The 18,362-nt window shown below is 62.5% G+C and carries 17 protein-coding genes; 9 read left to right on the top strand and 8 right to left on the bottom strand.

Annotated features, from left to right (window positions below):
* Positions 1-433: 433 nt before the first annotated feature.
* The 5 genes from dnaA to AC0L28_RS21780 all read left to right on the top strand — a co-directional run bounded on the left by dnaA (position 434) and on the right by AC0L28_RS21780 (position 6,191).
* Complete coding sequence (gene dnaA, locus AC0L28_RS21800) at positions 434-1,906, top strand: chromosomal replication initiator protein DnaA (protein ID WP_023802135.1); 1,473 nt, start codon at positions 434-436, stop codon at positions 1,904-1,906.
* A gap of 323 nt (positions 1,907-2,229) precedes the next feature.
* Positions 2,230-3,348, top strand: a complete 1,119-nt coding sequence (dnaN, locus tag AC0L28_RS21795; RefSeq protein WP_023802134.1) for a DNA polymerase III subunit beta — start codon at positions 2,230-2,232, stop codon at positions 3,346-3,348.
* 130 nt (positions 3,349-3,478) lie between these two features.
* Positions 3,479-4,633 carry a DNA replication/repair protein RecF gene (recF, locus tag AC0L28_RS21790; RefSeq protein WP_473480099.1) on the top strand — a complete coding sequence of 385 codons (1,155 nt, stop codon included), beginning with the start codon at positions 3,479-3,481 and terminating at the stop codon, positions 4,631-4,633.
* Between the two features lie 301 nt (positions 4,634-4,934).
* Complete coding sequence (locus tag AC0L28_RS21785) at positions 4,935-5,690, top strand: molybdopterin-synthase adenylyltransferase MoeB (protein ID WP_473480097.1); 756 nt, start codon at positions 4,935-4,937, stop codon at positions 5,688-5,690.
* A gap of 18 nt (positions 5,691-5,708) precedes the next feature.
* The gene (locus tag AC0L28_RS21780) at positions 5,709-6,191 is read left to right on the top strand and encodes a GNAT family N-acetyltransferase (protein WP_023802131.1); all 483 of its coding nucleotides are present in this window, start codon (positions 5,709-5,711) and stop codon (positions 6,189-6,191) included.
* A gap of 28 nt (positions 6,192-6,219) precedes the next feature.
* Here the strand turns inward: AC0L28_RS21780 and AC0L28_RS21775 are convergent, their stop codons facing one another.
* Entirely contained in the window at positions 6,220-7,221 is a 1,002-nt protein-coding gene (locus tag AC0L28_RS21775; protein ID WP_023802130.1) for a 2-hydroxyacid dehydrogenase, read from the bottom strand.
* A 158-nt stretch (positions 7,222-7,379) separates the two neighbouring features.
* On the opposite strand from AC0L28_RS21775, the gene AC0L28_RS21770 reads away from it, so the two are divergent.
* Positions 7,380-7,937, top strand: coding sequence for an SH3 domain-containing protein (locus tag AC0L28_RS21770; protein WP_027151699.1), 558 nt, complete (start codon positions 7,380-7,382; stop codon positions 7,935-7,937).
* A gap of 183 nt (positions 7,938-8,120) precedes the next feature.
* Here AC0L28_RS21770 and irrA read toward each other — a convergent pair whose 3' ends face one another.
* Positions 8,121-8,552, bottom strand: a complete 432-nt coding sequence (gene irrA, locus AC0L28_RS21765) for an iron response transcriptional regulator IrrA (RefSeq protein ID WP_027151698.1) — start codon at positions 8,550-8,552, stop codon at positions 8,121-8,123.
* Between the two features lie 243 nt (positions 8,553-8,795).
* Between irrA and fabA the strand changes: the two genes are divergently transcribed.
* The 3 genes from fabA to fabI all read left to right on the top strand — a co-directional run bounded on the left by fabA (position 8,796) and on the right by fabI (position 11,488).
* Positions 8,796-9,314, top strand: coding sequence for a 3-hydroxyacyl-[acyl-carrier-protein] dehydratase FabA (gene fabA, locus AC0L28_RS21760; RefSeq protein ID WP_023802127.1), 519 nt, complete (start codon positions 8,796-8,798; stop codon positions 9,312-9,314).
* A 128-nt stretch (positions 9,315-9,442) separates the two neighbouring features.
* Positions 9,443-10,663, top strand: coding sequence for a beta-ketoacyl-ACP synthase I (gene fabB / locus AC0L28_RS21755; RefSeq protein WP_128185389.1), 1,221 nt, complete (start codon positions 9,443-9,445; stop codon positions 10,661-10,663).
* A gap of 12 nt (positions 10,664-10,675) precedes the next feature.
* Positions 10,676-11,488, top strand: a complete 813-nt coding sequence (gene fabI, locus AC0L28_RS21750) for an enoyl-ACP reductase FabI (protein WP_473480093.1) — start codon at positions 10,676-10,678, stop codon at positions 11,486-11,488.
* A gap of 147 nt (positions 11,489-11,635) precedes the next feature.
* Here fabI and AC0L28_RS21745 read toward each other — a convergent pair whose 3' ends face one another.
* From AC0L28_RS21745 to rbfA, 6 genes are all read right to left on the bottom strand, one after another.
* Complete coding sequence (locus tag AC0L28_RS21745; protein ID WP_473480091.1) at positions 11,636-12,646, bottom strand: class I SAM-dependent methyltransferase; 1,011 nt, start codon at positions 12,644-12,646, stop codon at positions 11,636-11,638.
* 91 nt (positions 12,647-12,737) lie between these two features.
* On the bottom strand, positions 12,738-14,885 hold the full coding sequence (pnp, locus tag AC0L28_RS21740; RefSeq protein ID WP_473480089.1) for a polyribonucleotide nucleotidyltransferase: 2,148 nt from the start codon (positions 14,883-14,885) through the stop codon (positions 12,738-12,740).
* Positions 14,886-15,291: 406 nt separating this feature from the next.
* Complete coding sequence (gene rpsO, locus AC0L28_RS21735) at positions 15,292-15,666, bottom strand: 30S ribosomal protein S15 (protein ID WP_274609416.1); 375 nt, start codon at positions 15,664-15,666, stop codon at positions 15,292-15,294.
* A 77-nt stretch (positions 15,667-15,743) separates the two neighbouring features.
* Entirely contained in the window at positions 15,744-16,838 is a 1,095-nt protein-coding gene (corA, locus tag AC0L28_RS21730; protein WP_473480087.1) for a magnesium/cobalt transporter CorA, read from the bottom strand.
* Between the two features lie 43 nt (positions 16,839-16,881).
* Positions 16,882-17,844, bottom strand: coding sequence for a tRNA pseudouridine(55) synthase TruB (gene truB, locus AC0L28_RS21725; RefSeq protein WP_473480085.1), 963 nt, complete (start codon positions 17,842-17,844; stop codon positions 16,882-16,884).
* Entirely contained in the window at positions 17,844-18,281 is a 438-nt protein-coding gene (gene rbfA / locus AC0L28_RS21720) for a 30S ribosome-binding factor RbfA (RefSeq protein ID WP_287258262.1), read from the bottom strand. Before rbfA ends, truB begins: the two co-directional genes overlap by 1 nt.
* Positions 18,282-18,362 lie beyond the last annotated feature (81 nt).

Raw genomic sequence — 18,362 nt, 5'->3', positions numbered from 1 at the left:
AGAGGGACGGGCCGTTGGCCCTTAACCCAGCCTGAATCGGCCAGCAAAAAAGTGGCAGAATTCATGACGCGGATCATCTCCGCGTACGGGTTTGGTTTGCCTTTTCGATACGGTAGGGGAATGGCGTAATTGTACATGGCAGATCAATGACGCGCCGGCGTTTCGCCGGGCGGAATTGTATTGCCCTGACATGACCAAAGCGGGCTGGCTCCGAGGAGCCGGCGCCGGTTCCCCGACAATGAGGCGACATCAGCTGCCGGCGGCGGCGATGGTGTCGCTGTGAGGACACGGTCGCCGGAAACATGGATGCAGGAGGCGCATTCCCGGCGGAAAAAGGTACAAAAGGACAAGGAACTCGATCATGCAGAGCGGCATCGAAAGGGAGCTTACGGGCGACCTCCCATTCCCTGGGACCTTAACCGGAGGGGACGCTATGTCGGCTTCCATCGACGCGGAACAAAAGTTCGACCGGGTCAAGGCCCAGTTGAAGGCGCGTCTGGGAACCGAAGTCTATTCGAGCTGGTTCGGGCGCATGAAGGTCGCCGAGGCGTCCCGGGGCATTGTCCGCATCTCGGTGCCCACCGCCTTCCTGCGCTCGTGGATCAACGGCCACTACCTCGACCTCATCGCCGAGCTGTGGAAACACGAGGATCCTGAAATCCTCAAGATCGAGATCGTCGTGCGCACCGCTACCCGCCCGGGGCGCAACGGCGTCGAGCCCGAAGTGGCCCCGGCGCGCAAGATGACCAGGCAGGCGCAAACGGCGCTGGCCGCGGGAACAGCCGCCCCCGGCAGGGTGGAGCGGGTACCGGCACCTCGCCCGGGAATGCCTGCCGAGACCGAGTTCCGGCACAATGTGCTCGGTTCGCCGCTTGACCCGCGCTACACGTTCGGCTCCTTCATCGAAGGACCGTCGAACCGGGTGGCCTTCGCCGCCGCCAAGGCGGTGGCGGAATCGCAGTCGAGCGCGGTGCGCTTCAATCCGCTGTTTCTGCACGCGACGGTGGGGCTGGGCAAGACGCACCTGCTGCAGGCGATCGCGGCGGAATCGCTGAAGCAGAATCCGAAGTCGCGCGTCGTCTATCTCACGGCCGAATATTTCATGTGGCGGTTTGCCACCGCGATCCGCGACAACAACGCGCTGACGCTGAAGGAACAGTTGCGCGACATCGACCTCCTCATCATCGACGACATGCAGTTCCTGCAAGGCAAGTCGATCCAGCATGAATTCTGCCATCTAATCAACATGCTGCTCGACAGCGCCAAGCAGGTGGTGGTCGCCGCCGACCGGCCGCCGTCGGAACTGGAATCACTGGAGCCCCGCGTCCGCTCGCGCCTCAACGGCGGCGTCGCGCTCGAAATGTCGGCGCCGGATTTCGCCATGCGGATCGGCATGCTCAAGCTGCGCCTTGCCACCGCCAAGGCCGACGATCAATCGCTCGACATCTCGGAGGAGATCCTCAACCATGTCGCCCGCACGGTGACCGGCAGCGGGCGTGAACTCGAAGGTGCGTTCAACCAGCTTCTGTTCCGCCAGTCGTTCGAACCGCAGATCACCATCGACCGCATCGATGAGATCCTCGGCCACATCTATCGTTCGGGCGAGCCGAAGCGGGTGCGCATCGAGGACATCCAGCGCATCGTCGCGCGCCACTACAATGTGTCGAAGACGGAACTTCTGTCCAACCGGCGCACCCGCACCATCGTCAAGCCGCGGCAAGTCGCGATGTACCTGTCGAAGGTGATGACACCGCGCTCCTTGCCGGAGATCGGGCGGCGTTTCGGTGGCCGCGACCATACGACGGTGCTGCACGCCGTGCGCAAGATCGAGGATCTTTCAGGCGTCGACAACACGCTGGCGCAGGAGCTCGAATTGCTGAGAAGACTGATCAACGACCAGGCCTGACCGGCCCGAAAAAACAGAAGCGTGTCGCGTCTGGATGGCTGCAACGCGCTTGAAATCTCTGTCTTTATGCACGTCGTTGCCGCAAAGCCCATGCACACTCTCGGGCCTGACCCGAGGGCATGCTTTTGGGCGACAGGCATGGCTTGCGGGCTTCGCCGGTTTTATCCCAAGAAAGCCCGCGTAACCGGCCCGAACCGTCAGCACGGGCTTGCGTTCACGGGTTTTTTCCTGTCAGTTTGTGCAGATTCTGAGCCTGTTCAGACCTTTCGCGGGTTGCCGCTTGCCGGAGACCCGCTCATTCATTCAAGCGAGCCTGTTTCGTCATGCGTGTTATCCTGGAACGGTCAAATCTCCTGAAGTCGCTCAACCACGTTCATCGCGTGGTCGAACGGCGCAACACTATACCGATCCTGTCGAACGTGCTGCTGAGCGCCGAAGGCGCCACCCTTGAAATGAAGGCGACCGACCTCGACCTGGAGGTGACCGAAGCCACGCCCGCCAAGGTCGAGCGCGGCGGCGCGACGACGGTCCCGGCGCACCTGCTCTACGACATCGTGCGCAAGCTCGCCGACGGCGCGGAGGTCATGCTGAAGACCGACGAGGACGGCAACGCCATGACGGTGACCTCGGGCCGCTCGAGCTTCCGCCTGCAGTGCCTGCCGCAATCCGATTTCCCGGAGCTTTCGGCCGGATCGTTCTCGCATATCTTCCGGCTTGATTCGGTCGCGCTCAAGGGCCTGATCGAGAAGACCCAATTCGCCATCTCCACCGAAGAGACGCGCTACTACCTGAACGGCATCTACCTGCACACGCATGACGCCGACGGCAAGCTGAAGCTGCGCTCGGTAGCGACCGACGGCCATCGGCTGGCGCGCGCCGAGATCGACGCGCCGGCAGGATCGGAAGGCATGCCGGGCATCATCATTCCGCGCAAGACGGTGAGCGAATTGCAAAAGCTCGTCGACGACCCTGATATCGCGGTGACCACCGAATTGTCCGACACCAAGATCCGTTTCACCATCGGCAGCGTCGTTTTGACCTCGAAGCTGATCGACGGCACCTTCCCGGACTATCAGCGGGTGATCCCGACCGGCAACGACAAGAAGCTGATCATCGACCGCCAGAGTTTCGCCGCCGCCGTCGACCGCGTATCGACCATTTCGTCCGAACGCGGCCGGGCGGTGAAGCTTTCGATTGGAGAAGGCCAGGTCACGCTTGCAGTCAACAATCCGGATTCGGGCAGCGCCACCGAAGAACTGGCCGCGGATTATTCGTCCGACGCGATCGAAATCGGCTTCAACGCCAAATATCTGCTCGACGTCGCCGCCCAGTTGACCGGCACCGAGGCAAAATTCATGCTGGCGGATGCCGGCTCGCCAACGCTGATCCACGACATGGCCGACGAAACCACCCTCTACGTGCTGATGCCGATGCGGGTCTGATGCATGTCGCGCAAAAGTGTGCCGCGGTTTTGCGATAACGACATGGATAAAAACAACAAACCTAAAGCGCGTCGCATGAGGCCGGTCAAACGCGGCGCGCTTTAGGCCCGAACGAGGCCATCTTGCTGTCATGACCGGAGTTGCGAAGCAGCCTGAGCGCGATCAGCAGACTCATATAAGTAAGCTTTCGCTTACCAATTTCCGCAATTACACAACACTTTCGATCGATCTCGATCCCGGCCCGGTGGTTTTTTCCGGTGACAATGGTGCCGGCAAAACCAATCTGCTGGAGGCGATTTCCCTGTTGACGCCGGGGCGCGGCCTGCGCCGTGCGCCTTATGCCGACGTGGCGCGCGAAGGCGGCGACGGCGGCTTTGCCATTCATGCCCGGCTCGATGGGCCGGTCGGCCCGGTCGAGATCGGCACCGGCATCGCGGGCGGCGACGCCGCCGAAGGCGGCCGGCGGGTGCGGATCAACGGCGCGGCGGCGCGCTCGGCGGAGGACATGCTGGAATGGTTGCGCGTCGTCTGGCTGACACCGGCGATGGATGCATTGTTCACCGGGCCGGCCGCAGATCGGCGGCGCTTTCTCGACCGGCAGGTGCTGGCGATCGATCCGGGCCACGGCCAGCGCGCGCTCGACTACGAAAAAGCGATGCGCGGCCGCAATCGACTGCTCGCCGAAGGCTCGCGCGATGGCGCCTGGTTCGATGCGATCGAGACGCAAATGGCCGAAACCGGTGTGGCGATTGCCGCGGCGCGTGCCGAACTGGTGCGCCTGCTCACCGCCATGATCGACAGGCTGCCAAGCTCCGGTCCATTTCCGCAAGTCGACATCGGCCTGTCCGGCGCGCTGGAAAGCGAGGTCACAACCAGCGCGGCTGTCGATGTCGAGGAGCGGTTCCGCCGCGCGCTTGCCGAAGCTCGCGATCGCGACCGCGCCGCCGGGCGCACGCTCGACGGCCCGCACCGGTCGGACCTCGTGGTGCGGCACCGGCCCAAGGCGATGCCGGCCGAACTCTGTTCGACGGGCGAGCAGAAGGCGCTGCTGGTCGGCATGGTCCTGTCGCACGCCCGGCTGACCGGCGAGATGTCTGGCATGACGCCGATCCTGCTGCTCGACGAAATCGCCGCCCATCTCGACGCGGGCCGACGCGCCGCGCTGTTCTCGATCCTCGAAGAGCTGAATTGCCAGGCTTTCATGACCGGGACCGATGCGGCGCTGTTTTCCAGTCTCGACGGACGCGCGCAGTTTTTGACCGTCGATCATGGCACGGTTCGGTGAATGGTGAAGGGTGAAGGGTGAAGGGTGAATGGTGAATGGTGAATGGTGAATGGTGAATGGTGAATGGTGAATGGTGAATGGTGGTGAGAGCGCCATTATTTCACTAATCACTAATCACTAATCACTACTGAGTGGTCGCTATTCACTATTCACTATTCACTATTCACTATTCACTATTCACTATTCACTATTCACTATTCACTATTCAACCGCTGCGCACCCCGATGGGCAAGCCGATGGCAGGCTTTGGCAACGTGCATTACCGCCTGACAAGGTTTTTCTCCCGCTGTATGGTCCGGCGATGATCACCACCGCGCTCACCGACGAAGAACTCGAACGCTACGCCCGCCACATCGTGCTGCCCGAGATTGGTGGCGCCGGCCAGCAGCGACTGAAGCGGGCTCGGGTCCTGGTCGTCGGCGCCGGCGGGCTGGGAGCGCCGGTGCTTGAATATCTTGCCGCAGCCGGCGTCGGCACGCTCGGCATCGTCGACGACGACAGCGTCTCGCTGTCGAACCTGCAAAGGCAGGTGATCCACGGCACCGGCGCTGTCGGCATGGCGAAGACCGACAGTGCCAAGGCGGCGATCGCCCGCATCAACCCCAACGTCGCCGTGGAACTACACAATCTCAGGCTGACGGCGGACAACGCCCCTGCCTTAGTCGCCCGATATGACATCGTCGTCGACGGCTCCGACAATTTCGAAACCCGTTATGCGGTGGCCGACGCCTGCGCCGCGGAAAAGCGGCCGCTGGTCCATGCCGCCGTCGGCCGCTTCGACGGCTCGGTGACCGTGCTGAAACCGTTCGAGACCGGCACCGACGGCAGGCCGAATCCGAGTTATCGCGATCTTTTCCCGGAACCACCGCCGGCCGGCTTGGTGCCATCCTGCGCCGTGGCCGGCGTGCTCGGCGTGCTGACCGGCGTCGTCGGCACGCTGCAGGCCATGGAGGCGATCAAGCTGATCGCCGGCATCGGCGAACCGCTGGTCGGCCGGCTGCTGCTTTACGATGCATTGGCAGCCCGCTTCGACACGGTCCGTTACAAGAGCAGCTAGAACAAGAGTAGCTAGATTTTGGACAGCCTGGTTTCCGTCGCGCAGCTTCCGGCCGATTTCGACCGTTGGGACGAGGTGCTGGCGCTGATCATGCGCGCCTTCGCTGCCATGGACGGCGTCATCGATCCGCCATCCTCGGCGCATCGGCTCACGGTCGAAAATCTCCGCGACAAGGCCCGGCAGGAGACGGGCTTTGCGGCACTGAACGACGGCAGGATTGTCGGCTGCGTTTTTGTCCTTGAGCGGGCCAGAGATTTCTATGTCGGAAAGCTCGCGGTCGAACCGGATTTTCGGGGACAAGGCATCGCCAGGCGGCTGATGCAAGCTGTCGAGGATCTTGCCCGCAACCGCGGCAAGCCTGCGATCGAGCTTCAGACGCGGATCGAACTGACCGGGAACCACGCGGCCTTTGCCCGCCTCGGCTTTCACGAAACGGCACGGACAGCGCACAGTGGCTATGACCGTCCGACCTCGATCACCATGCGCAAGGTTATTTCGTAAGTCTGCACTAACTTAATATGGCAGCCGGTCACGTCCGTAGCGGCAGCACGCGATCCGGCGGCCGATGGCCATCGAAGAAGGCGCGGATGTTGATGATCACCTTCTCGCCCATGTCGATCCGGCCTTCGAGCGTCGCCGACCCCATATGCGGCAACAGCACGACCTTGCCCTTGGCGGCGAGCTTCAGCAATTTGCTGTTCAGCGCCGGCTCATGCTCGTAGACGTCGAGCCCGGCGCCGGCGATCTTGCCGTCCTGGATCAGCTTGACCAGAGAGTCCTCGTCGATGATGTCGCCGCGCGCCGTGTTGACGATGTAAGCGGACGGTTGCAGAAGCGCCAGCCGCCGCGCCGAAAGCAGATGGAAGGTCGCCGGCGTCGACGGACAATTGACCGAAATGATGTCCATGCGGGCAAGCATCTGGTCGAGGCTTTCCCAATAGGTCGCCTCCAGCTCATCCTCGACCGCGGCAAGCACGCGATGGCGGTTGTGGTAGTGGATCGACAGGCCAAACGCCTTGGCCCGCCGGGCGACGGCGGTGCCGATGCGGCCCATGCCGACAATGCCGAGGCGTTTGCCCCAGATACGCCGGCCGAGCATCCAGGTCGGCGACCAGCCGGCCCATTTCTTGTCGCCGGTCAGCACATTGGCGCCTTCCGCCAGCCGCCGCGGCACCGCCAGCATCAGCGCCATGGTCATGTCGGCGGTATCTTCGGTCAGCACGTTCGGCGTGTTGGTGACGGTAATGCCCTTCTTCGCTGCTGCTGACACGTCGATCTTGTCGACGCCGTTGCCGAAATTGGCGATCAGCTTGAGGTTGTCGCCGGCCTGAGCGATCAGCGCCGCGTCGATTTGATCGGTTATGGTCGGCACCAGCACGTCGGCTTCCTTGACCGCCGCGACCAGTTCCGGCTGCGTCATCGGCCGGTCTTCGACATTCAGCCGGGCGTCGAACAGCTCACGCATGCGGGTCTCGACCGGGTCGGGCAGCTTGCGCGTGATGACGACGAGGGGCCTTTTTCTGCCTACCATTGTTTCCTCGAACCCGACCTCGTTGAGACCTCTTTAACCAAGACAGGCGAAACTGCAGGCCGGTCGCGGTGCCAGTTCTCCATGTAACAAGAGGTTCCGCCGAAGACAAAGAAAAAGGGGCGCCAGGGCCGATGAGCCGGCGCCGAAAGGGAACGAAAGTGTCTGGTTTCGCGTCGCTCCGCCTGGCCCTCAGCGCAGCATTTCTCGGCGCTCTGCTTTATTCCCCGGATGTGGCGGCACAGAATGCGGCAGCACCGACCCAGAGCGTCACGCTCGGGCCGAGCGGCCTGCCGCTGCCGCGCTTCGTCAGCCTGAAGGCCGGCCGCGTCAACTCCCGCGTCGGACCAGGCGTCAACTATTCCGTCGACTGGATGTATATGAAGCCCGGCCTGCCGATGGAGATCATCCAGGAATTCGACACCTGGCGTCGGGTGCGCGATGCCGACGGCTCGGAAGGCTGGATCAACCAGTCGCTGCTTTCAGGTCGCCGCACGGCGATCGTAGCACCCTGGCAGCGCGGCAAAGACGCCCGAATCAACCTACTCGACGACCCGCAAAAGGATGCCGGCATCGTCGCAATCGTCGAGCCTGGCGCCATGGGCACGATCAAGTCCTGTGACGGCCAGTGGTGCGAAATGACCTTCAGTGGCCACACCGGCTGGCTCGCCCAGTCGCTGGTCTGGGGCGCCTATCCGGGCGAACGGGTCAAGGACTGACCTCTTCTTGCCGGTTCGGGATGATGGTCCAACGCATGTCGCGCAAAAGTGCGCAGCGGTTTTGCGATAACGACATGCGTAAAAACAACAACCTGAAGCGCGTCGCATGAGGCCGGCCAAACGCGACGCGCTTTAGAGGCCGATACAGGCGAAACGGTATCTCGCCGCCTTATAAAGAGCGGATCAATCGGAGCGTTTGGGGCGCAGCCTCACCACAATATCGACATTGGCGATCTCCATGCCCTCCGGCGGCTCCGGCAGGTTGGAAACCGTGACCGGACCGCTGGCGATGTCGAAAATCCTGTTTTCGCCCTCAATGTAGAAATGATGGTGATCGGAGGTGTTGGTGTCGAAGTAGGTCTTCGACCCCTCGACGGCCAGGATGCGCAGAAGGCCCGCCTGGGTGAATTGATGAAGGGCGTTGTAGACGGTGGCGAGCGATACCGGCACGCCGGCGGCGATTGCCTCCTCGTGCAGTTCCTCGGCCGACAGATGGCGGTCGCCTTTGGCAAAAAGCAGATCGGCCAGCGCAATGCGCTGACGCGTCGGCCTCAGGCCAGCTTCGCGAACCCGCTTGTCCACAGCGACATTTTCCTTCCGGCAGCCCAGATCCATCTATCCATCCAAGCTCAAGTTTCGCCTCAAAACCTGTCCAGAACGGCAAAAAACCAACATTGACCGAACCTGGACATCCCCCGACATATATTCTGTCGGCCGAATACGATCAATAGCGCGCATTGACCCCGGCAGGCGGGCGGGTTAAGCGCAAACGCCGGTTTCCGGCCTGAAATAGATTGTGTTAGGAAACCAACGACAAGGGCGCGCTACCGCCCGGACGATTATTGGGGACGGAGACTGATGGCGGTTTCGAAATCCAGCTACGATTACGAGGAACTGCTTGCCTGCGCCCGCGGCGAGCTGTTCGGACCTGGAAACGCCCAGCTCCCCTATCCGCCGATGCTGATGTTCGACCGCATCACCGAAATCAGCGAGACCGGCGGCGCCTTCGACAAGGGCTTCATCCGCGCTGAATTCGACATCAAGCCGGACCTGTGGTTTTTCGCCTGCCACTTCATCGGCAACCCGATCATGCCGGGATGCCTGGGCCTCGACGCCATGTGGCAATTGACGGGATTCTACCTCGGCTGGCTCGGCGAGCCGGGCAAGGGCATGGCGCTGTCGACCGGCGAAGTGAAATTCAAAGGCATGGTGACGCCGTCGGTCAAGAAGGTAGAATATGGCGTGGACTTCAAGCGCGTGATGCGCGGCCGGCTGGTGCTGGGTATCGCCGATGGCTGGCTGAAGGCGGATGGCGAACCCATATACGCAGCAACGGATCTCAAGGTGGGTCTGTCCAAGCAATCGGCCGCCGCCTGACCGGCGCCTGCGCAGCGCGGCGAGTCCGCGGGAGGCGCAAAGGAAGCTGTAGAACTTAATTTGCGCATCCTTGTCCGGCAGGTTTCGGTCCGGCAGGTTTCGGGTTCACGCGCTGGAAGGAGTTGCGAATGAGACGGGTCGTAGTTTCGGGCCTCGGCATCGTGTCGTCGATCGGCAACAATGCCAACGAGGTGCAGGCCTCGCTGCATGATGCCAGATCCGGCATCAGCTTCTCGGATTCCTTCGCCGAACACGGCTTCCGCTGCCAGGTCTGGGGAGCGCCGACGCTCGACCCAGCCGCGCTGATCGATCGCCGCGCCATGCGCTTCCTGTCGCAAGGTGCGGCCTGGAACCATGTCGCCATGGACCAGGCGATCGTGGACGCTGGACTTGGCGAGAACGACATCACCAATGAGCGCACCGGCATCGTCATGGGATCGGGCGGACCATCGACCAGAACCATCGTCGAGGCCGCTGAAACCACGCTCAAGAACGGCAGCCCCAAGCGCATCGGCCCGTTCGCGGTGCCGAAGGCGATGTCGTCGACCGCTTCGGCGACGCTCGCCACCTGGTTCAAGATCCACGGCGTCAATTATTCGATCTCTTCGGCCTGCTCGACCTCGGCGCATTGCATCGGCAATGGCTACGAACTGATCCAATGGGGCAAGCAGGACATGGTCTTCGCCGGCGGCCATGAGGATCTCGACTGGACGATGTCGGACCTGTTCGACGCGATGGGCGCCATGTCCTCCAAGTTCAACGACCGGGCATCGGCTGCCTCGCGCGCCTATGACGTCGATCGCGACGGCTTCGTCATTGCCGGCGGCGCCGGCGTGCTGGTGCTGGAAGAACTCGAGCACGCCAAGGCGCGCGGTGCCAAGATCTACGCCGAGGTCGTCGGCTATGGCGCGACCTCCGACGGCTTCGACATGGTGGCGCCCTCGGGCGAAGGCGCGGTGCGCTGCATGCGGCAGGCGCTGGCGACCGTCTCTTCGCCGGTCGACTACATCAACACGCACGGCACCTCTACGCCGGTCGGCGACTCCAGGGAGATGGGCGCGATCCGCGAGGTGTTCGGCGAAAACATGCCGTTCATCACCTCGACGAAATCGCTGACCGGCCACTCGCTGGGTGCGGCCGGCGTGCAGGAATCGATCTACTCGATCCTGATGATGCAAGGCGGATTCATCGGCGAGAGCGCCCACATCGAGCAGCTCGATCCGGAATTCGAGGGCATGCCGATCGTGCGAGAGCGCATCGACGATGCCAGGATCGACACCGTCCTGTCCAACTCGTTCGGTTTCGGCGGCACCAACGCAACGCTGATTTTCCAGCGCTATTCCGCATAAGGACTGCCAACCATGGACGGATTGATGAAGGGCAAGCGCGGGCTTGTCATGGGTGTCGCCAACGACCATTCGATCGCCTGGGGCATCGCCCGGAAACTGTCCGAACATGGGGCGGAACTCGCCTTCACCTATCAGGGCGAAGCCTTCGGGCGCCGGGTCAAGCCGCTCGCCGACAAGCTCGGCTCCTCCCTGGTCGTGCCTTGCGACGTCGAGGACAGCGCATCGGTTGCCGCTACCTTCGAGACCTTGGGCGAGGCCTGGGGCGGGCTGGACTTCGTCGTCCATGCCATCGGCTTTTCCGACAAGAACGAGCTGAAAGGCCTTTACGCCGACACCAGCCGCGACAATTTCGTCCGCACCATGGTCATCTCCTGCTATTCCTTCACCGAGGTCGCCCGTCATGCGGCCGCGCTGATGAAGGACGGCGGCTCGATGATCACACTGACCTATGCCGGTTCGGTCCGCGTCATGCCGAACTACAACGTCATGGGCGTCGCCAAGGCCGGGCTTGAAGCCAGCGTCCGCTATCTCGCCAACGACTACGGCCCGCGCGGCATCAGGGTGAACGGCATATCCGCCGGACCGGTGCGGACACTGGCCGGCGCCGGGATTTCCGACGCACGCCACATGTTTTCCTACCAGCAGCGCAATTCGCCGCTGCGCCGCACAGTGACCATCGACGAAGTCGGTAGTTCCGCGCTCTATCTGCTGTCCGACCTGTCGTCGGGCGTCACCGGCGAAATCCACTATGTCGATTCCGGCTACCACATCGTGTCGATGCCGGCGCTCGACGAGCTGAAGCGGACCGACAGCGGACGAGAGTAATTTCGGCCGCAGAAGATGCCTTAAAGTAAAGCGCGTCGCGTTTGAATGGGTTCATGCGACGCGCTTTAAGTTCTTGTTTATGCATGTCGTTATCGCAAAACCGCTGCGCACTTTTGCGCGACATGCATTGGTCCCGTGAACCAGCCTTCAGCGGCGCGCCGCGAAAACCTTGAACATGCCGTCGCGGGCAATCTCGGCATGGCTGGAGAAGGCGGCCGCCAGCACCGGCTCGTAGGGAAGCTGGCGGTTCGCCACCATGAACAGCCGACCGCCCGGCTTCAGCGCCTTTGCCGCGGCGCGGATCATGCCGGCGCCGATCTCGGGCTCGGCCGCCCGGCTGCGATGGAAGGGCGGGTTCATGGCGATGGCGTCATAGCGCCGCTCGACCGGCTCGCTCAAAAGATCGATCCAGAAGAAGTTGGGTTCCGCTGTGTTGCCGATATTGAATTTCGCCGCCTCCAGCGCATCGAACTCGGCCTCGTAGAGATCGAGCGCCGATATGCCAGGTGAGCGGGCGGCGATTTCGGCCGCCACATAGCCCCAGCCGGCGCAGAAATCGGCAACGCTGCCACGCAGGTCGCCGGGCAGATTGTCGACCAGCAATCTCGAACCAGCATCAATCTTGTCGAAAGAGAACATGCCTGGTGCGGTGCGGAACCGATCCTCGACCAGAAGGGCTGGATTGGCTGCGCGAAGTGCCGTTGCGAGCGCAGCATCGGCAGGTTGATGAAACCAGAAGGCGATGCCGTGATGTTTCGGCAAATGGCCGTCGAGCGGCACAAGCTCGTCGATGCGCTTGCGCAGGCTGGCAATGCCATCGTCCTTGGCGCCGGCAACGATAATCGATCCGCCCGGCCTCACACACTCGACCGCCTCGGCGATGCGCAATTCGTTCTGCCCGCGATGGCGGCCGGCAAGCACCAATGCCGCATCGAAGCCTTCGCCCTCCAGGCGCGGCGTGACGGTGAAACCGGCCGCCTGCAGCGCGCGATAGTGCGGCCGGAAGCCTTGCACCAGATGCAGTGCTGCATCAAAACCTTCGGGCAGGCGGAAGCCCGGCTCAGCGCCCAGAAAGAGGACACGCTCGCCCTTACGCGGCAAGGAAACAGCCTCCGCCTCGAACGGATGGAACAGTGTCTTCAGCGGCTCAGCGGACATTTTTCGATCTCGAAGTGCAGCTGGCTTGACCAGAAAATGAAAGCGGGCGCGACCTGTCGGCGCGCCCGTTTCGATTGTTCGGTCAGATCGCTCAGGCGGCGTCTTCTTCGCCGTCGGCCTTCTTGTCGCGGGCGATTTCCTTGCCGGTGGCCTGGTCGACGACCTTCATCGACAGGCGGACCTTGCCGCGCTCATCGAAGCCCATCAGCTTGACCCAGACCTTGTCGCCTTCCTTGACGACGTCGGAGGTCTTGGCGACGCGATCATTGGCGAGCTGCGAGATGTGGACGAGGCCGTCACGCGGACCGAAGAAGTTGACGAAAGCGCCGAAGTCGGCGGTCTTGACGACCGTGCCCTCGTAGATTTCGCCGACTTCCGGCTCGGCGACGATGGTGTGGATCCACTTCTTCGCCGCCTCGATCTCCTTGGCGTTGGACGAAGCGATCTTGACCGTGCCGTCGTCCTCGATGTTGATCTTGGCGCCGGTCTTTTCGACGATCTCGCGGATGACCTTGCCGCCCGAGCCAATCACGTCGCGGATCTTGTCGGTCGGGATGTGCATGACCTCGATGCGCGGCGCGAATTCGCCGAGTTCGGAGCGCGCGCCGGACAGCGCATGGCCCATTTCGCCGAGGATATGCTGGCGGCCGTCCCTGGCCTGATCCAGCGCGATCTTCATGATCTCCTCGGTGATGCCCTCGATCTTGATGTCCATCTGCAGCGAGGTGATGCCGTTGGCGGTGCCGGCAACCTTGAAGTCCATGTCGCCGAGATGATCCTCGTCGCCGAGGATGTCGGAGAGCACCGCGAAGCGCTCGCCTTCCTTGATCAAACCCATGGCGATGCCGGCGACCGGCTTGGCCAGCGGCACACCGGCATCCATCAGCGCCAGCGAGGTGCCACAGACGGTAGCCATCGACGACGAGCCGTTGGACTCGGTGATCTCCGAGACGACGCGCAGCGTGTAGGGGAACTGGTCCGATGTCGGCAGCATCGGGCGGATCGCGCGCCAGGCGAGCTTGCCGTGGCCGATTTCGCGGCGGCCGGGCGAACCCATGCGACCGGTTTCACCGACCGAATAGGGAGGGAAGTTGTAGTGAAGGAGGAACTTCTCCTTGTACATGCCGGTCAGCGAATCGACATACTGCTCGTCCTCGCCGGTGCCGAGCGTGGCGACGACCAGCGCCTGGGTCTCGCCGCGGGTGAACAGCGCCGAGCCGTGGGTGCGCGGCAGGACGCCGACTTCGGAGACGATCTTGCGAACCGTCTTCAGATCGCGGCCGTCGATGCGCGAACCGGTGTCGAGGATGTTCCAGCGCACGACCTTGGCCTGGAGCTCCTTGAACACGGTGCCGATCTGCTCGGACGTATACTTGGCTTCTTCGCCTTCGGCGGGTGCGAACGCAGCCTTGACCTTCGCCTTGACGGCGTCGACGGCGGCATAGCGCTTCTGCTTGTCGGTGATCTTGTAGGCATCGCGAAGCTCGCCTTCGACGATCTTCAGCATCTCGGCTTCAAGCGCCGAATAATCCGGCGCGGTGAAGTCACGCGGATCCTTGGCGGCGACTTCTGCCAGCTTGATGATGGCGTCGATCACCGGCTGGAAGCCGCGATGGCCGAACATGACGGCGCCGAGCATCAGATCCTCGCCGAGTTCCTTGGCTTCGGACTCGACCATCAGCACGGCGTCGGAGGTGCCGGCGACGATCAGGTCAAGCTTGGATTCCTGCATCTCGTCGACATGCGGATTGAGCACATATTCGCCGTTGATGTAGCCGACGCGGGCGCCGCCGATCGGACCCATGAAAGGGACGCCGGACAGCGTCAAAGCCGCCGAGGTGGCGACGATCGACAGGATGTCCGGGTCGTTTTCGAGATCATGCTGGACGACGGTGACAACGATCTGCGTGTCGTTCTTGTAACCGTCAGCGAAGAGTGGGCGGATCGGACGGTCGATGAGACGGGAAACCAGCGTTTCCTTTTCGCTCGGACGGCCTTCGCGCTTGAAATAGCCGCCCGGGATCTTGCCGGCGGCATAGGTCTTTTCCTGGTAGTTGACGGTCAGCGGGAAGAAATCGAGGCCCGGTTTTGGTTCCTTCATCGAAACGACGGTGGCGAGAACCTTGGTTTCGCCGTAGGTGGCGAGCACCGCGCCGTCAGCCTGGCGCGCAATCTTGCCGGTTTCGAGGATGAGCGGACGGCCGCCCCATTCGATTTCCACTTTGTGGTGATTGAACATGTCTTGTCCTTCATATGCGGAAAGGGCCGCGCCATTTCACCGTGCGCGAGTGCCCCTTTCCCTTGGCTTCGTTTCTCGGGCAGCCACGGGCAAGACAACGGGAAGCTCGGGTAAATCCGGCGCGGGTGCCGCGCGAGCGTCCTGCAATCCTGCCCCATGACCGTCCATGGGCGGTTTCGAATGGCCCTGTGCTATATCGAAACCGGGTCTGGCCAATCGATCCGACTGGCCTTGCGCATGACCCGAAAACCGCGGCTCTCGGAAATGCCTTGCGCAAATTCAAAGTTTCAGAGCGTCCCATGTGCGCGTCCAAATCGAAGCGCGGCGCTCTACTTCCTTCATTGGAGCAATGGACTGCTCCAATGCGCGACCGGCGGGCTCTCGAAAGAACCCGCCGGTCAATTCGTCAACGGCGCAGACCGAGCTTCTCGATCAGCGTCTGATAGCGCGCGTCGTCCTTGCGCTTGAGATAATCAAGCAGGCTGCGGCGCTGGGAGACGAGAGCGAGCAGACCACGGCGGGAATGGTTATCCTTCTTGTGGTCCTTGAAATGGTCGGTCAGGTTCTTGATGCGCTCGGAAAGGATGGCCACCTGGACTTCCGGAGACCCGGTATCGCCCTTGGCGGTTGCGAATTCACCCATCAATTCCTTCTTGCGCTCGGCAGTAATCGACATCGTGTTTTTCCTTATCTGTTTGAGGAAACGGGACGCCCTCGGCCGGGATGTCGTCCAGCAGGGGCCGGTACAAGCAACGTGGCATTGCACGATGCTGCGGCGCATATAGGGCAATTCAGGCAAAAACACCAGCCCAATTCACAAGCCGGCTTTTTGCTGCACAAACGAAGATTTCGCCTCGGCTAAAGCCACTTCTTCCATCTGAAGAAGGCGACAAGCCCGAGCGCGACAACGGCCATGAACACCAGCGCTGCCGGATAGCCGTATTGGGCCTTCAGCTCCGGCATGTTCCATGGAGAGGCTTCGGGATCAAAGTTCATGCCCCACACGCCAGCGAGAAAGGTGAGCGGGATGAAGATCACCGAGACGATCGTCAGATAGCTGATGACGTCGCTGGTGCGTGCCTGACTAAGCGACAGATGCATCTCGATCAGACCGGTCAGCATGTCGCGCTGGGTTTCGACCAGTTCGATGAGCCGAAGCGAGTGATCGAGCGTGTCGTTCAGGAAGATCTTGGTCTCGGGCTTGACGTAGGGCACGTCGTTGCGGATCAGCGTCGCCAGCGCGTCGCGCATCGGCCAAAGCACCCCCTTCTGCACGTTGGCGTCGCGCCGCAACTCGTGAAGCCGCCGCATCTGGTGCTTGTCCGCCGCGCGCAGCATCTGGTCCTCGATGCTGTCGACCAAGTCGCCGGCGGTCTCGATCGGCGGGAAATAACTGTCGACGATGGCGTCGATCAGCGCATAGGCGAGATAGTCGGCGCCGCGTGAGCGCAGCCGGTTGGGCATCGAGCTTTCGATGCGCTTGCGCACGGGATCGAACGGATCGCCTTCGCGCTCCTGGAAGGTGACGACGAAGTTCCTGCCGAAGAAGACCGCGATCTGCTCGTAACGATGCGCGGTGACGTCGTCGATCATCCTGACGACGACGAAGGCATGGTCCTCGAAGAAGTCCACCTTCGGCCGCTGGCCGGTGTTGACGACGTCTTCCAGCGCCAGCGGATGCAGGCTGAAAATCCGGCCGATCTCCTCGATCAGCGGGATGTTGGCGAGACCGGTGCAATCGAGCCAGATGACCGGCCATGCGTTGCAATGAGCATTCAGGTCGTTGATGCTGGCATCTTCGATTGTCTCGAATTTGTCGGGCGACATCAGTGTCAGTCGCAGTTCGCTGCGCCGCGCCGCAGGGTCGGCGATCAGTGTGCCTGGTGATGCGCCGATCGGTGGCCGCCGTGCTGTCACCGGCGCCCGCTTCCTGATCGTCTCGGCCTTTGCCATGTGCCCCTCGAATGTGCCTCTGATCGAGATTAGACGAGGGGGCTCAGCCGGCAAAGACCCGCTTCGGCTTGAACATGCCTTGCTCGATGGCGCCGATGGCGACCAGCTTGCCGCGCGCCGTGGCGCAGGCTTCCTCGGCTTCCACCGGCGCGTCGCGGCCACGGATGATGACCGGGTTGCCGAGGCGGATTTTTGTTGCCGCGTCGTCGCTGATCGCGATCTGCGGCAGGCAGTCGAGCGCGGCTGACGTGTCGACCAGAAACGCGTCGATGGCGTCGAAGTCGACCGGCACCGTGTCCGCTGAATCCGAACCCTCATCGGGCTGTTCGCCGAAGCGGGCGGCTTCCAGCTCGGCGATGGTGACGAAGTCTTCCTGCGTGAACGGCTCGACCTCGATCCGGCGCAGTTCGGCGATGTGACCGAAACAGCCGAGATCGCGGCCCATGTCGCGGGCCAGCGAGCGGACATAGGTGCCCTTGCCGCATTCGACCTCGAAAATGGTGCTCTCAGCACTGTGCTCGATCAGGTCGAGGCGGCCGATCTCGACTTCCCGCGCCGGAATGTCGACCGTCGCGCCGTCGCGGGCAAGATCATAGGCGCGCTCGCCTGCGATCTTGATGGCCGAAAATTGCGGCGGTGTCTGCATGATGACGCCGGTGTATTTCGGCATCAGCAAAAGCACATCGGCTTCAGCCGGACGCTGCTCGGAGCTTTTCGTCACCGGCCCTTCGAGGTCATCGGTCGAACGCTCCTCACCCCAGGCAACCGTGAAGCGGTAGACCTTGGCGCCATCCTGGACATAGGGGACGGTCTTGGTCGCTTCGCCGAGCGCGATCGGCAGCATGCCGGAAGCGAGCGGGTCGAGCGTGCCGGCATGGCCGGCCTTTTCCGCCTGGAACAGCCATTTGATCTTGGAGACGGCTTCGGTCGAACCCATGCCGACGGGTTTGTCCAGCACCAGCCAGCCGGAGATCGGCCGACCCTTCTTCTTGCCGCGACGCGCCACTATTTTTCGTCCTTGTCGTTGTCTTTGTTCTGGTCGCCGATCTGGGCGTCTGGGCCGAGATCGCGCGCCACTTCGGGCGAGTGCAACAATTCGTTGATCTTCTGGAAATTGTCGTAGCTGGTGTCGAGCCGGAAGCGGAATTCCGGCATGTACTTCATCTGCCGGAGCGCGCCGGAAACGCGGCCGCGCACGAATTTCGCATGCTTGTTGAGCGCCTCGACCACCGCATCGGCATCACTGGCGCCAAGCGGCGAGACGAAAGCGGTGGCGATCTTCAGATCGGGCGACATGCGCACCTCCGAGACCGAAACCACCGAATTCTCGATCAGCGGATCGAGGATCTCGCCACGTTGCAAGCTTTCCGACAGCGCATGCCGCACCTGCTCGCCGACGCGAAGCATGCGCTGGGATGGACCTGACGTGGTTGAACGGGGCATTTTTCTCTATCCTGAAATCGTGAGGCACGGGATGGGACCGCGCCGCATGTCTCATATGCTTTAAAGCCTGATCCATCCCGA

Source organism: Mesorhizobium sp. WSM4847, assembly GCF_055811335.1.
This window is presented reverse-complemented; position numbering and strand designations above follow the sequence as displayed.

What these genes read in the sequence shown, in the direction of transcription:
- AC0L28_RS21775 (WP_023802130.1), bottom strand. Translation starts at nt 7,221, where the DNA reads ATGGTAGGCAGAAAAAGGCCCCTCGTCGTCATCACGCGCAAGCTGCCC.
- dnaN (WP_023802134.1), top strand. Translation starts at nt 2,230, where the DNA reads ATGCGTGTTATCCTGGAACGGTCAAATCTCCTGAAGTCGCTCAACCAC.
- fabB (WP_128185389.1), top strand. Translation starts at nt 9,443, where the DNA reads ATGAGACGGGTCGTAGTTTCGGGCCTCGGCATCGTGTCGTCGATCGGC.
- rbfA (WP_287258262.1), bottom strand. Translation starts at nt 18,281, where the DNA reads ATGCCCCGTTCAACCACGTCAGGTCCATCCCAGCGCATGCTTCGCGTC.
- fabI (WP_473480093.1), top strand. Translation starts at nt 10,676, where the DNA reads ATGGACGGATTGATGAAGGGCAAGCGCGGGCTTGTCATGGGTGTCGCC.
- dnaA (WP_023802135.1), top strand. Translation starts at nt 434, where the DNA reads ATGTCGGCTTCCATCGACGCGGAACAAAAGTTCGACCGGGTCAAGGCC.
- AC0L28_RS21745 (WP_473480091.1), bottom strand. Translation starts at nt 12,646, where the DNA reads ATGTCCGCTGAGCCGCTGAAGACACTGTTCCATCCGTTCGAGGCGGAG.
- pnp (WP_473480089.1), bottom strand. Translation starts at nt 14,885, where the DNA reads ATGTTCAATCACCACAAAGTGGAAATCGAATGGGGCGGCCGTCCGCTC.
- irrA (WP_027151698.1), bottom strand. Translation starts at nt 8,552, where the DNA reads ATGGATCTGGGCTGCCGGAAGGAAAATGTCGCTGTGGACAAGCGGGTT.
- fabA (WP_023802127.1), top strand. Translation starts at nt 8,796, where the DNA reads ATGGCGGTTTCGAAATCCAGCTACGATTACGAGGAACTGCTTGCCTGC.
- corA (WP_473480087.1), bottom strand. Translation starts at nt 16,838, where the DNA reads ATGGCAAAGGCCGAGACGATCAGGAAGCGGGCGCCGGTGACAGCACGG.
- recF (WP_473480099.1), top strand. Translation starts at nt 3,479, where the DNA reads ATGACCGGAGTTGCGAAGCAGCCTGAGCGCGATCAGCAGACTCATATA.
- AC0L28_RS21785 (WP_473480097.1), top strand. Translation starts at nt 4,935, where the DNA reads ATGATCACCACCGCGCTCACCGACGAAGAACTCGAACGCTACGCCCGC.
- rpsO (WP_274609416.1), bottom strand. Translation starts at nt 15,666, where the DNA reads ATGCGCCGCAGCATCGTGCAATGCCACGTTGCTTGTACCGGCCCCTGC.